The sequence below is a fragment of the Paenibacillus koleovorans NBRC 103111 genome (assembly GCF_004000845.1).
GTDB classification, from domain to species: Bacteria; Bacillota; Bacilli; order Paenibacillales; family NBRC-103111; genus Paenibacillus_AA; species Paenibacillus_AA koleovorans.
The window spans coordinates 1-14,570 of sequence record NZ_BIMA01000001.1 but is presented as its reverse complement, the minus strand read 5'-3'; the positions used below and the strand labels follow the sequence as shown (position 1 = coordinate 14,570).

Annotated in this window: 11 protein-coding genes, 1 tRNA gene and 1 pseudogene; 8 read left to right on the top strand and 5 right to left on the bottom strand. The window is 57.1% G+C overall.

Annotated elements, in window-relative coordinates:
* Positions 1–23 precede the first annotated feature (23 nt).
* The 4 genes from PKO02S_RS00065 (at position 24) to PKO02S_RS00050 (ending at position 3,738) form a co-directional block, all read left to right on the top strand.
* Complete coding sequence (locus PKO02S_RS00065; RefSeq protein ID WP_127578690.1) at positions 24–1,055, top strand: GerMN domain-containing protein; 1,032 nt, start codon at positions 24–26, stop codon at positions 1,053–1,055.
* A 151-nt stretch (positions 1,056–1,206) separates the two neighbouring features.
* The gene (gene rph, locus PKO02S_RS00060; RefSeq protein ID WP_127578687.1) at positions 1,207–1,965 is read left to right on the top strand and encodes a ribonuclease PH; all 759 of its coding nucleotides are present in this window, start codon (positions 1,207–1,209) and stop codon (positions 1,963–1,965) included.
* Positions 1,949–2,716, top strand: a complete 768-nt coding sequence (locus PKO02S_RS00055) for a non-canonical purine NTP pyrophosphatase (protein ID WP_127578685.1) — start codon at positions 1,949–1,951, stop codon at positions 2,714–2,716. Before rph ends, PKO02S_RS00055 begins: the two co-directional genes overlap by 17 nt.
* Before the next feature lie 149 nt (positions 2,717–2,865).
* Complete coding sequence (locus PKO02S_RS00050; RefSeq protein ID WP_127578682.1) at positions 2,866–3,738, top strand: Ig-like domain-containing domain; 873 nt, start codon at positions 2,866–2,868, stop codon at positions 3,736–3,738.
* Here the strand turns inward: PKO02S_RS00050 and PKO02S_RS00045 are convergent.
* On the bottom strand, positions 3,684–4,073 hold the full coding sequence (locus PKO02S_RS00045) for an ATP-binding protein (RefSeq protein ID WP_127578679.1): 390 nt from the start codon (positions 4,071–4,073) through the stop codon (positions 3,684–3,686). The genes PKO02S_RS00050 and PKO02S_RS00045 overlap by 55 nt on opposite strands.
* A 255-nt stretch (positions 4,074–4,328) precedes the next feature.
* Between PKO02S_RS00045 and PKO02S_RS00040 the strand changes: the two genes are divergently transcribed.
* Together PKO02S_RS00040 and PKO02S_RS00035 are read left to right on the top strand one after the other, a co-directional pair.
* A complete protein-coding gene (locus PKO02S_RS00040) occupies positions 4,329–4,877 on the top strand; it encodes a Uma2 family endonuclease (protein WP_246066764.1) in 549 nt (182 codons plus the stop codon).
* 104 nt (positions 4,878–4,981) lie between these two features.
* On the top strand, positions 4,982–8,836 hold the full coding sequence (locus PKO02S_RS00035; RefSeq protein ID WP_127578676.1) for a phospholipid carrier-dependent glycosyltransferase: 3,855 nt from the start codon (positions 4,982–4,984) through the stop codon (positions 8,834–8,836).
* 72 nt (positions 8,837–8,908) lie between these two features.
* Here PKO02S_RS00035 and asnB read toward each other — a convergent pair whose 3' ends face one another.
* Positions 8,909–10,762, bottom strand: a complete 1,854-nt coding sequence (asnB, locus tag PKO02S_RS00030; protein ID WP_127578673.1) for an asparagine synthase (glutamine-hydrolyzing) — start codon at positions 10,760–10,762, stop codon at positions 8,909–8,911.
* Positions 10,763–11,017: 255 nt separating this feature from the next.
* On the opposite strand from asnB, the pseudogene PKO02S_RS00025 reads away from it, so the two are divergent.
* Positions 11,018–12,326: pseudogene (locus tag PKO02S_RS00025) on the top strand (aminopeptidase).
* An 896-nt stretch (positions 12,327–13,222) separates the two neighbouring features.
* Here PKO02S_RS00025 and PKO02S_RS00020 read toward each other — a convergent pair.
* Positions 13,223–13,296: transfer RNA gene (locus tag PKO02S_RS00020), tRNA-Arg, on the bottom strand.
* A 142-nt stretch (positions 13,297–13,438) separates the two neighbouring features.
* Positions 13,439–13,855: a hypothetical protein gene (locus PKO02S_RS00015; protein ID WP_127578670.1), complete on the bottom strand. Its 417-nt coding sequence runs from the start codon at positions 13,853–13,855 to the stop codon at positions 13,439–13,441.
* A 128-nt stretch (positions 13,856–13,983) separates the two neighbouring features.
* Between PKO02S_RS00015 and PKO02S_RS00010 the strand changes: the two genes are divergently transcribed.
* Complete coding sequence (locus PKO02S_RS00010) at positions 13,984–14,355, top strand: hypothetical protein (RefSeq protein WP_127578667.1); 372 nt, start codon at positions 13,984–13,986, stop codon at positions 14,353–14,355.
* A gap of 68 nt (positions 14,356–14,423) precedes the next feature.
* On the opposite strand, the gene PKO02S_RS00005 is transcribed toward PKO02S_RS00010, so the two are convergent.
* Complete coding sequence (locus PKO02S_RS00005) at positions 14,424–14,528, bottom strand: Kelch repeat-containing protein (RefSeq protein ID WP_246066777.1); 105 nt, start codon at positions 14,526–14,528, stop codon at positions 14,424–14,426.
* Positions 14,529–14,570 lie beyond the last annotated feature (42 nt).

The following is a 14,570-nucleotide window of genomic DNA, read 5'->3' as shown; positions in this document are numbered from 1 at the left end:
GAAACCATGAGGAGGATTTTCCAATGAAGCCGAGCTACTGGATGAAATGGGGAGCCATTGCAGGTATTACGGTGATGCTGACTTCCGGCTGTTCCCTGCTGGGTTCGAATGAAATCGACCCCCCGCAAGACGAGACGGTAGTGGCAGGGACGAACGGAGACGCGCTCAGCGTTTCGGCGGCCGTGCAAGGATTGACGCAAGGGGTGACGATGTACTTGAAGGACCGGAACGGCTTTATCGCGCCGGTTACGCTGAATCTCCCGCGGGCGGAAGGCATAGCCAAGCTGACGCTGGAATCTATGGTCGTGGACGGTGTTTCGAAGGGACAGCTGCCGAAAGATTTCACCGCCGTGTTGCCTAAGGGCACACAAGTGAAAGGGATCGACATCAAGGAGAAGACGGCGATCGTCGATTTCACGAAGGAATTCAAAAGTTACGCCCAGCAAGACGAGCGGAAGCTGATGGAGGCGATCACTTGGACGCTGACCGGCTTCGCGGGCGTGGACAACGTGGAGCTGCGCATCGACGGCGTGGCGCTGAAGCAAATGCCGGTCGGCGGTACGCCGATCGACGGCAAGCTGTCGCGGGCGATGGGAATCAATATCGAGCGCGCAGATGGGGTGGAATTCGGCCAGTCGACGCCGGTTACGCTCTATTTCCAAAGCGAAACAACGGATAAGACCAAGTACTATGTGCCAGTGACCCGACTCGTGAAACGTACGGACGATAAGGCGACTGCGGTCATTGAGCAACTGATCGTAGGACCAACTGTCAAGTCCAAGCTGCATTCGGTGCTGGCTCCGACTTTGGAGCTGCCGAAGCTCGAGCTCGGCGCCGACGGCGTTATGAACGTCAACTTCACCGACAAGCTGCTGGGCACGGATAAGAAAGCGCCGGGCGAATCGATCCAATCGGTCATCCTGTCGCTGACGGAGAACGCGGTGTCCAAGGTGCAGATCAAAGTAAACGGCAATACGGCCGTTCAAGCGACCGACAACCAGAACTACAGCAAGCCGGTTGCGAAACCGTCGAGCGTGAACCCTATCAAAATGTAACGGTGTTTGAAGGACAGAGCCGGACCTCGGAAAGGGGGTTCGGCTCTATTGCGTGAAATAATGATTTTCCGCCCGGACTTTGGTAAAATGAGGGGGTTAAGCGTACACTACTCGAGTGCGTGATGGAACAGGGATGGAGGATGGTTGTACGATGAGATCCGACGGAAGAGATTATACGGAGCCGCGCCAGGTTGTCATTACCCCGAACTATATAAAACATGCGGAAGGTTCGGTACTGATCGAGGTTGGCGATACGAAGGTCATTTGTACCGCTTCGATCGAGGAAAAGGTGCCGCCGTTCATGAAAGGGCAAGGCAAAGGCTGGATCAATGCTGAATACTCGATGCTGCCGCGCGCCACGCAAGTGCGCAACCAGCGGGAATCGATGAAAGGCAGGGTCGGCGGCCGCACGATGGAAATTCAACGGCTGATCGGACGAGCATTGCGTTCGGTCATTTCGCTTGAGTCGCTGGGGGAGCGGACGATTACGATCGACTGTGACGTCATCCAGGCGGACGGAGGGACGCGGACGACTTCGATAACTGGGGCTTTCGTAGCGCTTTGTTTCGCGATTCAAAAGCTGATGAACGACAACAAGCTGAAGAAATCGCCGATTACGGATTTTCTCGCCTCCATCAGCGTTGGGGTGATTCAGGACAAAGTTTGCCTCGATCTGAACTACGCGGAGGATTCCCAGGCGAAGGTAGATATGAACGTCGTTATGACCGGCGAAGGCAAGTTCGTCGAGGTGCAGGGAACGGGAGAAGAATCGCCGTTTACTCGCCAGGAGCTGGACGAGCTGCTCGCAATGGCGGAACTGGGCATCGAGCTGATGATCGCCAAGCAGAAGGAAGTGCTCGGCCCGCTCGTTGCGCTCGTCGGAGGTGGCAAGTATGTGGAGCGGACTTAACGGCGGCGGTACTGTCGTTGTCGCAACGCGCAACGCCGGCAAAGTGAAAGAGTTCGCTCATCGATTCGGGCAGCTCGGACTGACGGTGAAGAGCTTGGCCGACTACGAGGCGCTGCCCGACATCGTGGAGGATGGCGAGACTTTCGCGGCCAACGCCGAGAAGAAGGCGGCGACGATCGCGCGGATGCTCGGCCTGCCGGTGCTGGCCGACGACTCGGGCTTGTGCGTCGACGCGCTCGGCGGCGCGCCGGGCGTGTTCTCGGCGCGCTACGCGGGCGAGCCGTCCGACGACGGCGCGAACAACCGCAAGCTGCTGGCCGAGCTCGGCCGCATGCGGATGGCGCCGGGCGCGGCCGGCGCAAGCGTCGGCGCCTCGGCGGCAGCTACGCTGGCGGAGTCCGGCAGTGGCGGTGAGAGCAACTGCGAGGCGGAAGATGCGGCTGCAAGTGCGGCGATGCAGGAGGCGCCTGCGGGGGCGAGCGCGTTAAGCGCTGCCCGGTTCGTGTGCGCGCTGGCGCTGCACGACCCCGCGACGGCGGCGACGCTGCATGCGGAGGCCGCCTGCGAGGGCGTCATCATCGACGCGCCGCGGGGGGAGCACGGGTTCGGGTATGACCCGTTGTTTTATGTGCCGGCGTTCGGCCGTACGATGGCCGAGCTGACGCTGGACGAGAAAAACGCGATCAGCCATCGCGGCCTCGCAATCGAACGGCTGCTGGAAAAGCTGCAGATTGAAGGAGCGGGGCGCTGAGCGGAGCGGGTATGAACTTAAGTTCATACAGGGTGAACCAACCGATAGGGTGAGAAATAAGGAGAATAGGTTCCTAGTGGATGAACTTAAGTTCATAACCGGGGGCTAGATTGGTTGGTAGGCAGGTGCTTCGAGAGGAGTGCGTATTGATGAAGGTGCTGCGCAACATTATGCTGTGGCGGAGACCGAGTATCCCGGTGCTGATCGCGGGGATTGCTTGTCTTATGCTGGGTTGGATGTACACCCCTTGGCATCCCTTTTACATTCTCGGTGACCTGCAGGAGGCCGAAATTCGAAGTTGGGGCAACTGGGCGGAGTTCGGCGGTGTGGCGGCTATCGCCGGATCGCTCGGATTGTCCATGGCACACGGGGGCATTCGGAAGCTGTTGCTGGTTATCAGCATGCCGGGAATGCTAGCGATTGCGACGGCCCAAGTTTTGCCGATTTTGATGTGGCTGATGTACGGATTGATGGGAGCCGAATTTACCTCGATGTATGTGTTTTCTCCACAGATCGGGATGCTGGTCGGAGTCGTCATGCACGGGTTCGTTGCCATTGTCGCCGGCTGCTCCATCGTACTCAGCGTACAAGCTACGGTTGCACGGAACTCGGAGGATCGCCTGACGCGCAAAAGCTGGTTTGCATACATCGGATCGATCTTACTAGTCCTAGCCGCATGGGTTGGCATCGAAGCTACGTTGGAGCGGACTTGGATGCATAGCACTTCACCGAAAAATGGAGCGACTGGCGTTTCTAAGGATATTACGGTATCCGCGGTTTGGGACGGATCTCGCGGCAACAACCTAGGGATGAAGGTCCGATACGCCGATGCTCCGGATCAGCACATCCCCGGAGGAACGAGCGGCAGCCAATCCGGGATGTCGTTCAAGCCCGACCAGCCGTTTCTGCCGGGCAAGACGCTCGTCGTCACCGTCGAAGCCGGGCGCCGATCGTATAATTTTCAATTTCAGACGGCCGAAGCTGATGAATCTTCCGGCCCCGCAAGCGGGAGCGTGAAATAAAACAGCCCCCCAACACCGCCCCATCGACCGGACTCGGCTCCACCGATATTAACCGCACCGAACCGGCTGCCATGAAGCGTCAGGATATTCCGCACGATCGCGAGACCGATCCCGGAGCCTGACGCTTGTTCGCGATTATGGGACTTGTCGACGGTGAAGAACGTCTCCCAAATGCGAGGCAAATCTTCCGACGGGATCGGCTCTCCCGCATTGAACACCTCTACCAGCAAGCTGCGTCCGGACGCACCGGCATCCAGACCCGCAGCCTTCTCAACGGAAGTGCGAACACGGACCTCACCGTCTGCCGGCGTATGTTTGATCGCATTCGACAACAAGCAAGATCAGCACTTATTTGCAGGAATAGCAGCAGGCGAAAGCTCCAGCCGTCTCCGGTCGCGCAACGACTAGGGACGGTTTTCTTTATGGCAGCCCGATCATGGATCGTTCTGGAGGCCGGTTTTCTTATATTCCGTTTACCCTTTATGTTGAAGTATAATCAAGTTACTAACCATGATTACTCTGAAAACTTGAATGAGGTGATCCCCATAAAACCCAAGAAGGACAACCCCCCGATAATCCGCGAGCAGCCGATGTCCTACGATGAATTCGACGCGCTCCCTGAGCTGGAAGACGGATCCGTTGTCGAACTGGCGGATGGCAATCTGGAATTGTCGCCAGGAGCAGCTTCCGATCATCAGATGATTAGCGTAGAGCTGCTGTATGCCATTAAGCACACTTGCGAGCTGGAATATGTCATTTTGCACGAAATCGATGTCATTCTGTCCCCTAAGGAAGTAAGAAGGCCCGACTTGGTCATGGTGAGCAGGAAGCGAATGGAGATCATCACTAAGAAAGGGATTAAAGGAGCCCCGGATCTGGTGGTGGAAATCGTCTCTCCCACGTCGGTCCGCCGCGATAAGATCAGCAAGTTGAAAGCCTATGCCACGTACGGCATTCCAGAGTATTGGATCATCCTCCCGGCACAGGAATTGTTGGAACAATACGTGCTCGGGATGGACGGGAAGTATGAGCTGCACGACGTATACGTGGAAAATGAAGAGGTCGCCTCGGAGCGGTTGCCATGCGTGTCTTTTACGATGAAAGAAATCATGAGCAAAATTCCGGAGCTTCCGGATTGAACTAACCTGCCCCTCGCCCCGCTTCTCCTAAAAAGAGGATTTTGACGCTTGCTGGGAGAAAAAGTATAGCGATAGCTGTCAATCGGTAGGGGGGCTCACCAATAATGAAAAAGCTTTTAATCGGCGTTATGCTGCTCGTCGCGGCGATGCTTGGGGTAGCGGGCTCGGCGAATGCAGCAGGCGCCAACTTGCTCGGCAACGGAGGCTTCGAGCAAGTTGAAGGGAGCCAGCCGGCGCAATGGTCCAAGGCGTCCTATTTGCCTGAGGGAGAAGCGACGGCCTTCACGATCGTCAAGGGTCAGGCGCACTCAGGCGATTACGCCGTCATGATCGAGAACAAACAAGCTAACGACGCCCGCTGGACACAAGCGGCGGCGGTCAAGCCGGAGACGAAATACCGGCTGTCGGCTTGGGTGAACGTAGAAGGCACCGGATCGGCGGATAAAGGCGCCCATGTGACGGTAGAAGGAATTATGATCACGTCCAAGCAGGTGGGCGATACGAAAGGCCAATGGCAGCTGGTCGAGCTGTACGGCACAACCGGCAAACAGCAAAACCGGCTGTCCGTGCAAGCGCGACTCGGCTTCTTCGGCGGCACAATAGCGGGCAAAGCGATGTTCGACGACATCGCGCTCGAAGAAGTGGAGCAATTGCCGAACGGCGTGAAGCTGATCTCGTTCGATCCGACCCAGCAGAGCACCTCCAATTCTGCCGAGGCAGCCGCAGCAGCGGCGGGAAGAAGCCACGCACCTTCGACGTTCCCGATCCTACTGTTCTCCCTTCTATACATCGGCTTGGTTGCTTGGGTGTACCGCTTCTTGAAGCGGCATCACAGCGATACTCAGCCGCATTGGCTGGCATGGCCGATTGCGGCTGGCGCTGCCCTGCTGCTGCGCCTGATCATCGCTCCAATGGACCTTGGCCATCATATCGATATGGCATTGTTCAAGGCTTGGGCGACGCAGTCGTTCTCAGGCGGCATCTTGCAGTTCTATAACGGAGAGCTGTTCGTCGACTATCCGCCAGGTTACATCTACATCTTGTACGCGATCGGAGCAATTCGCGAGCTCTTCTCATTAGCGAACGACTCCACTTCCTTTACAATGCTGATCAAGCTGCCGGCGATGCTGGCGGATATCGGGATCGGCTACTTATTGTACCGGATCGCGATCGAAAGGAAGTTTTCGTCGGCAGCAGCTGTCTCCATCTCGCTGCTCTACATCTTCAACCCGATGGCGATCGTCAACTCGGCGGCATGGGGTCAAGTAGACTCGGTGTTCACGCTAGTTATCCTCTACGCCGTCTACTTGCTAGTGCAAGGCCGGCTACCGTTGTCCGCCGCCGTGTTCGCCTTCGCGATCCTGATAAAGCCGCAAGCGCTCATGCTCGGGCCGCTGCTCTTGTTCGCCGTCATCCACCGTCGCAGCTGGACGGTGTTCCTGAAGTGCGTGGGTTACGGTCTAGCCGTAATCGCCGTTCTCGCAGTGCCGTTCACGATTCACAAACCAGGCGGACCTTTGTGGCTGGTGGAGCTCTATACCGGAACATTATCTCAATATCCGTATGCGAGCTTGAACGCCTTCAATTTATATGGATTGCTCGGCGGCAACTGGCAGCCGACGTCGAAGACGCTGCTGTTCATCCCTTACAGCATCTGGAGCGTCATTCTTGTCGCCGCTACCGTCGTAGCTTGCGCCTATCTGTACTTCAAGAGCAAGGCCGATGAGACGAAGCTGTATTTCATCGGCTTCCTGCTCTCCGTGTCGGTCTTCATGATGACGGTCAAAATGCATGAGCGCTACATGTTCTACGGCGTCGTACTCGGATTGGCCAGCGTCATCTGCATGAGGGATCGCCGGCTGCTCCTGCTGTACGCAGGCTTCAGCCTCACCCAATATGTGAACGCGCACGACGTGCTGATGAACAGCTGGGCGAACATTTTCCACTTGAAACGATTCGATCCAACAGTGATCACCATCTCGCTTGCGAACACAATCTTGTTCGTCGCCATGCTGAAGACGGCCTGGTCGCTGTTCCTGCAAAATCAAACGGTCCCGCTAGTTCCTGCCGTAGCTGCCGCAAACGCTGCTGCTGCCAAAAACGCCAAAGGAGCCGTCAAAACGACCTCCCCATCCCAAGCAGGCTCGCACAAAAACAAGCAGGCCCGGGTCAAAGAGTCAGCCACCGCCTTCCCGCCACCTCCGAAGCTCGAGTGGAGCCGGCTCGACACGCTGCTCATTACGGGGCTGACCGTCGTCTACGCGGCGATCGCTCTATTCCAGCTCGGCTCGCTCAAGGCGCCGGAGACGTACTGGCAGCCGGCTCGCCAAGGCGAGAGCGTTATCGTCGACCTCGGCTCGGCGCAGACCGTCGAGCGGATCAACAGCTTCGCCGCGGTCGGCGACGGCAGCTTCAAGCTATTCGTCTCGCAGGACGGAACGAGCTGGGGCGATGCATTCCCGCTCGTGCGCGACGGCGGCAATGTGTTCGCGTGGAAGAGCATCATGGTGAACAAACCGGCCCGCTACGTGAAGCTGCAGGTGGACAAGCCGGGTACACGGTTGAGCGAGCTTGCCATCTACGGACCTGGGGCGGGAGGCGGAGAGAAGCCGCTGGCGATCCAGAGCTACAAGGGCGAGCAGGTGAGCGATGCGTCCGTCGGCAAGATCGATTTGTTGTTTGACGAGCAGGGACAGGCCGCCTACAAAGCGACTTTTATGAATAGTACGTACTTCGACGAAATCTATCACGCCCGCACCGCATATGAACATTCGAATCAGCTGGAACCTTTCGAGAGCACGCATCCGCCGCTGGGAAAGGTCATAATCGCTTTAGGAACATGGATTTTCGGGATGAATCCGTTCGGCTGGCGCATCATGGGGACGCTGTTCGGCATCCTGATGGTGCCGCTCATGTATGTGTTTGCCAAGCGCTTGTTCCACAACAAAGCTTGGTACGCGTTCGCCGCCGCCTTTTTGCTGGCTTTCGATTTTATGCATTTCGTGCAAACCCGGATCGCTACGATCGACGTGTACGGGGTCTTTTTCATCGTGCTGGCGTTCTATTTCATGTATCACTACATGCAGCTGAATTTCCATCGCGACGGGTTGAAACGAACCTTGATCCCGCTGGCTTTGTGCGGACTAGCGTTCGGGCTGGGCGTGGCGTCCAAATGGATCGGGCTTTACGCCGGCGTCGGGCTGGCCATCCTATTCTTCCTCAGCCTGTGGGAACGTTATCGCGAGTACTTGAAAGCGCCGGTGAAGTGGCTGCAATTTCCGCGCTATGCGGGCTGGACGATCGGTTGGTGCGTCGTTTGGTTCGTCGCGGTACCGCTGATCATTTACGTCATGTCCTATATTCCGTTCCTGAACGTGCCGGGTCCCGGTCATGGGTTGGCCGACATCGTCAGCTACCAGAAGCATATGTACAATTATCACAGCGAGCTGAAAGCTACTCATCCGTTCTCCTCCACTTGGTACGAGTGGCCGACGATGGTCAAGCCGGTTTGGTATTATGGCGGATCGGAGCTGCCACCTGGGAAAGCATCGCTGATCGTGGCGCTGGGCAATCCGCTCATATGGGGCTGGATCGGCATCGGGGGTATTTTGGCGGCGTTATGGATGGGGTATCGAAGGAAGGATCGACGGGTGCTGTTCCTGGCGATCGCACTGGGCTCCGTCTACGTGCCTTGGATGCTCGTGCCGCGGCTTACGTTTATTTATCACTTTTTCGCCGTGGTGCCGTTCATGATCTTGTGCCTTGTCTATGTCATCGAAAGGTTACGGGAAGAAACGGCCGGCAAGCCGGCTCATTTCTGGGCTAACGCGGCGGTTTATGCCTACTTGGGGCTGGTGCTGCTGATGTTCATGCTGTTTTATCCGATCCTGTCGGGCGCGGAAGTGAACCGGGAGTACGTCGAGACGTTTTTGAAATGGAAGGATACTTGGCAGTTCTAATGGATTGTTGTGCAAAAAAGGAGCCGCTTTTCGTCAGAGGTGCTAGTCTGGCGAAGGCGGCTCCGTTTCATATTAATTTCGGATGATCGAGATGTTGTACTCCTTCAGCCATATGTTCATCATCGTCAAGTAGGCGAGCAATTGCGGGCCGGACATCAGTTGGCCGAACCACGGCAGGTTCATCTGCGACGCGTCCGATTCCGCCAGCTTGCGCACCCGCGGGACGTCGATGAACTCGAGGATCGGGGACGACGGTTCGTTCAGGATGTCGAGCAAGCCGGCTTGCAGCGCGTGCAAATAGTTCGGGTTGTGCGTCTTCGGGTAAGGGCTTTTTTTGCGCGTCAGCACGTCGTCGGGGAGGATGCCCTTGAGCGCTCGACGAAGGATGCCTTTCTCGCGGTCGCCTGCGGTCTTGATTTCCCATGGGATGTTGAACACGTATTCGATCAGCCGATGGTCGCAGAACGGCACCCGCACTTCCAATCCGACGGCCATGCTCATCCGGTCCTTGCGGTCGAGCAAGGTCGGCATGAAGCGGCTGATGTTGAGGTACGACATCTCGCGCATGCGGCGCGCTTGGCCGGTCTCGCCGTCGAGCCGCGGCACTTCGGCGAGCGCCTGCTCGTAGCGGGCGTCTAGCGTCGCTTGCGGCTGCAGCCAGTCGAGCAGCTCTGGCGCGAGAATGCTGAGCCGCGTGTCCGCGGAGAGCGACCACGGGAACGTGTTCGCGTTCAGCGACTCCTCGCGGTGGAACCAAGGATAGCCGCCGAATATTTCGTCGGCCGCCTCGCCGGAGATCGCGACCGTGACGTTCTTCTTGATCTCGCGGCAAAATAAGTACAGCGAGCCGTCGATATCCGCCATCCCCGGCATGTCGCGGGCGTAGACGGTTTCTCGGAGCGACGCCACCAGGTCGGGCGTATCGAAAAATATATCGTGATGCTGTGTGCCGAGATGCTGCACCATCCGCTGGATCCACGGCGCGTCGCTGTTCGGCGTGAACACGCTGGATTTGAAATGCTTGTCGTTGTCGACATAATCGACCGAGAACGTCTTCAGCGGATCCTTCACGCCATTCCGCTTGTAGAAGTCGACGGCAATGGCCGTCAACGCACTCGAGTCGAGGCCGCCGGACAGCAGCGTCCCCACCGGCACGTCAGACGCCAGCTGGCGCTCGACGGTATCGATCAGCAGCTCTCGCACTTTGGAGGCCGTCGTGTCGACGTCGTCCTCATGCGGCCGGCTCTCGAGCTGCCAGTACGGCTTGACGCTGATACCGCTCGCGTCGACAACCATGCAATGCCCGGGCTTGAGCTCGGTCATGCCGCGGTAAATGCCGCTCGCCGGTGTACGCGCCGGCCCGATGAGGAACAGCTCCGCCAGCCCTTCGCGCCCGACCTCCGGCTTGAAGCTCGGATGGGCGAGAATCGCCTTCGGCTCGGAGCCGAACAAGAACGTGCCGTGCTGATAAGAATAAAAAAACGGCTTCACGCCGACCCGATCCCGCACCAGAAACAAATTACGCGTTTCCTCGCTCCATATCGCGAAAGCGAAAATGCCGTTCAGCCGGTCCACACATTCCCGGCCCCACTCGATAAATGACACAAGCAGCACTTCCGTGTCGCAAGTCGTCGAGAAGCGGTAGCCGCGCTGCTCCAGCTCGCGCTTTAGCTCCGGCGCATTATATAGCTCCCCGTTATATACGATCGTATAGTCGTAATCGCCCTTGCGGCGGGTCATCGGCTGGGCGCCGTTCTCGGGATCCATCACGCTCAGCCTGCGATGTCCGAGCGCACAGTGCGGAGACAGCCACGTGCCGGAAGCGTCGGGTCCGCGCAGCGCCATCGTCTCCGTCATGCCGACAAGTATGGACGGATAGCTGGTCAAATTTTTCCGGTAATCGACCCATCCCGTAATTCCACACATGATCCATTCACCCCTCGCCTTCTCAATATGTGTACATGTCCTTCCAGCTGACGACAGGCAGCGACAATACTTAAGCGTATGCGATTGGCTCGTACGAGATGTCTGTCCCGGTATGCCTCGCCTTTTGGGGGACGGATAGAAATTTTCATTTGTTTGTGTATAATAGGAAGGGTCGTTCCGGGCCGTCGTTATGCGGATGTTGGCGAAAAAGACGGTGGCGGGAGCGGTCGATTTTTGGCGGGAGGTTTGTGTGGAATGGAGACGTTTGAACGCAACTTGGAAAAATACGCGGAGCTCGTCATTCGGGTCGGCCTGAATTTGCAGGCGGGCCAAGTGCTGATGATCGAGTCGCCGCTTGAAACCGTGGAGCTGACGCGCAAGCTTGTGAAGCAGGCTTATGCGGCGGGTGCCAAATATGTGCAGGTGAATTGGCAGGACGAAGGGACGACGCGGATCCGGTTCGAGCAAGCGCCGGACGATTCATTCGATTATTATCCGGAATGGAGCGCTCGGATGATGGAGCAGCTGGCGGAAGGGAACGGCGCGTTGCTGAACATCAAAGTGCCGGACCCGGCGCTGTACAACGGGATCGAAGGGTGGAAAGTGTCGGCGGCGACGAAGGCCGCGGCAGTGGCACGCGAGAACTTCCAGCGCTATATCCGCAACAGCACGATCAGCTGGTGTTTGGTGAAGGCGCCGACGCGGGCTTGGGCGGACAAAGTGTTCGCCGACTTGCCGCAGGAGGAACGCGTAGACGCGATGTGGGAGGCGATCTTCCGCATCAATCGCATTGATCGCGAGCAGCCGGTCGCAGCTTGGCGCGAGCATCTCGACGTGCTGCTGGCGAAGCGGGAGGCGCTGAACGCGAAGCGCTACCGCCGCTTGCATTACCGGGCGCCGGGCACCGACCTCAGCGTCGAGCTGCCGGAGGGGCATATTTGGCTCGGCGGCGGCAAGGAGAACGGCGCAGGCGTGTATTTCGTCGCGAACATGCCGACCGAGGAAGTGTACACGATGCCGAAGCGCGGCGGCGTGAACGGCACGGTGACGAGCACGATGCCGCTCAATCTGAACGGCCGGCTCGTGGAGAAGTTCTCGCTGACGTTCCAGGCCGGCAAGGTTGTCGATTGCCGCGCCGAGGTCGGCGAGGAGCACCTGCGCTCGCTGCTCGAGACGGACGAGGGCGCGAGCTACTTGGGCGAAGTCGCGCTCGTGCCGCATGATTCGCCGATCTCCAACCTGCGCCGCACGTTCTACAACACCGGCATCGACGAGAACGCCTCGTGCCATCTCGCGCTCGGCAGCGCCTACCCGACGAATATCGAGAACGGGACGCGGCTCAGTAAAGCCGAGTTGCTCGCGCGCGGAGCGAACGTCAGCTTCTGTGGCGCTTTCGACGTATGACTGAATAGGGTGCGAGTTGCTCGCGCGCGGAGCGAACGTCAGCTTGGCGCATGCCGACTTTATGGTTGGGTCGGAGCTGCTGGAAATCGACGGCGAGCTGCCTGACGGCACGGTGGAGCCGGTGTTCCGTGCCGGCAACTGGGCGCTCCAGCTGGTATAGGGCGGATAGGGATCAGGCGCTCGCTGCTGGAAGATCCAAGCTCGAGCACTGAAGCTCAGGCACCGAAGCTAAGGCACTGAAACTCAAGCACTGAAGCTCAGGCACCGAAGCTCAAGCACTGAAGCTCAAGCACTGAAGCTCAAGCACTGAAGCTCAGGCACTGAAGCTCAGGCACTGAACCTCAGGCACCGAAGCTCAGGCACCGAAGCTCAAGCACTGAAGCTCAAGCACTGAAGCTCAGGCACTGAAGCTCAGGCACTGAACCTCAAGCACAGAAGCTCAGGCACTGAAGTTCAGGCACTGAAGCTCAGCACTGAAGCTCAGGTCTCTAGCAAGCGTCTATCGATCCTGAAGAATCGGGCAACCATTTGCTAGATTTTTTGCTGACACTGGGGGTTCATCCAAGCCGGACTCACCCCCCTCTCATATTCTATTCTATGAGTGCTAGAGGAGCTTCCTTCCGTGCCTCCACTCAGCCGCTCAGCCCAAAAGTCCCCCGGGTCCTATGTCTGCCCGGGGGACTTTTTCTGTAACTGTTGCTTTAAGCACAAAAATCGAGCGTACAGCCCGATACGAGTTCCGTTTTGCGGCAGTACGCATCATCAAGGAGCCGCGACTGCGAAGCGTATGCTAACGAAGGGTCGCTCCGACGCCCTCCGTGCGAGAGTTCTCATTCTGGTCCCTTAACTAAGAAAAGCCCCCTAATCGGGAGCTTTTCTAACGTTAACGACCCAGAAGAGATGCGCTGCCGTTATCCGCCAAAGGGCGGAAACAAGGAGCCGCGACTGCGAAGCGTATGCTAACGAAGGGTCGCTCCGACGCCCTCCCTGCGGGAGTTCTCATTCTGGTCCCTTAACTAAGAAAAGCCCCCTAATCGGGAGCTTTTCTAACGTTAACGACCCAGAAGAGATTCGAACTCCCGACCGACGGCTTAGAAGGCCGTTGCTCTATCCAGCTGAGCTACTGGGTCATAATCTTCAAGAAAGCGGATCATGTGAAGGGAATCGAACCCTCGCCTCAAGCAATAAAACTCGAGGTGGACCACCGACAAGATCAGATTATACCCGAAATAAACCGAGATAGCAACTCTTTATTTACTACTCCTAGCAGCCTCAAAAGGAGGAAAGGTTTTGCGGATTGCTTCGCATGATGGCGGATTGCAGTGAATAATCCAATGCGTCTAGCTTAATAAGCAGCTGATCGACTTCAAGCGGACCAATGCGCCCACGAATCCGGGGGATATCCACTCCAAAGCAGAACGGAATATCCGTCCATATCACTTCGCTATTTTGGATGGGGACCGTCACTAAATATCCAAAATCATAAGCATCCACTTTTGGAAGTGTAGTTTGTATGGCAAAGTATGTTCTACCTGTGTCAGTGATGCCGTTCTTTAATTTGATGACCAATGCCGACGGCTGTTCGCCAGCCAGGTTGTTATCGTATAGAAGTCCGACATCGGCCTGAGTCTCGACTGACGCTGGAAGCCGCTTTTGTTCGTTTCCTTCTAAAGCACTCGCATTTTGCATCAACTCCTGATCTAATCTGCCCTGGTACAAACGCCGCTCAATCTGAGTGACTCTCCGTTCGGCAACGGACTGCGACACCCCGAATTCAAGGCAAATCACTTCAATTAGATTTGGTCGTTCGCGATTTCATGAGCCATCTCGAGGACTATGCTTCCACAGCGGTCGACGGCAAATGGGGCAATAAGATCAGCAGCGAAGAGTATTATGCCAACCGGACGGCGAATGCATCCATTATTGCCGAAGGGCAGCGAGCTTTATTCCAGGAGTATCAAACGCTTGTATGCACCATTCATCGGGCCGTCAAGCTAATTCAAGATGAGGATGCCCGGCAAGCGATTCACTTACGCTATGAAGAAGGATACTCTTATAAGGCAACCGCTTTGTTTATGAAAGGCGTCGTAAAGAGTGCAACATTGGACAGGCAGCTGGCGATGGGCCTACGATCGGTGGCTAATACGCTCAAAGGCTGGAGATTTTTCGATACGACTTGGAATATTTGAGGGTAAGAAGAGGATTTGAGGGTAACAAGAGGGCTGGTTGCGGGAACTACGAGGACCACATGGGGCAGTTACTCAACTGTATTTAACACACTCGCGCCGTCGTTCTGTCCTCCAATAACATAGATTTTCCCATCAACGACTGCTGCCCCAGCGTTAAATCTTGATGATGGCATCGAAGCCTTTGTTTCCCAAGTATCCCCTGCTGCTGACACCGA

Excerpts from the sequence above, each read along its gene's own strand:
- asnB (WP_127578673.1), bottom strand. The coding sequence starts at position 10,762 with ATGTGTGGAATTACGGGATGGGTCGATTACCGGAAAAATTTGACCAGC.
- PKO02S_RS00015 (WP_127578670.1), bottom strand. The coding sequence starts at position 13,855 with ATGCAAAATGCGAGTGCTTTAGAAGGAAACGAACAAAAGCGGCTTCCA.
- rph (WP_127578687.1), top strand. The coding sequence starts at position 1,207 with ATGAGATCCGACGGAAGAGATTATACGGAGCCGCGCCAGGTTGTCATT.
- PKO02S_RS00005 (WP_246066777.1), bottom strand. The coding sequence starts at position 14,528 with ATGCCATCATCAAGATTTAACGCTGGGGCAGCAGTCGTTGATGGGAAA.
- PKO02S_RS00050 (WP_127578682.1), top strand. The coding sequence starts at position 2,866 with ATGAAGGTGCTGCGCAACATTATGCTGTGGCGGAGACCGAGTATCCCG.
- PKO02S_RS00010 (WP_127578667.1), top strand. The coding sequence starts at position 13,984 with ATGAGCCATCTCGAGGACTATGCTTCCACAGCGGTCGACGGCAAATGG.
- PKO02S_RS00035 (WP_127578676.1), top strand. The coding sequence starts at position 4,982 with ATGAAAAAGCTTTTAATCGGCGTTATGCTGCTCGTCGCGGCGATGCTT.
- PKO02S_RS00055 (WP_127578685.1), top strand. The coding sequence starts at position 1,949 with ATGTGGAGCGGACTTAACGGCGGCGGTACTGTCGTTGTCGCAACGCGC.
- PKO02S_RS00040 (WP_246066764.1), top strand. The coding sequence starts at position 4,329 with ATGTCCTACGATGAATTCGACGCGCTCCCTGAGCTGGAAGACGGATCC.
- PKO02S_RS00065 (WP_127578690.1), top strand. The coding sequence starts at position 24 with ATGAAGCCGAGCTACTGGATGAAATGGGGAGCCATTGCAGGTATTACG.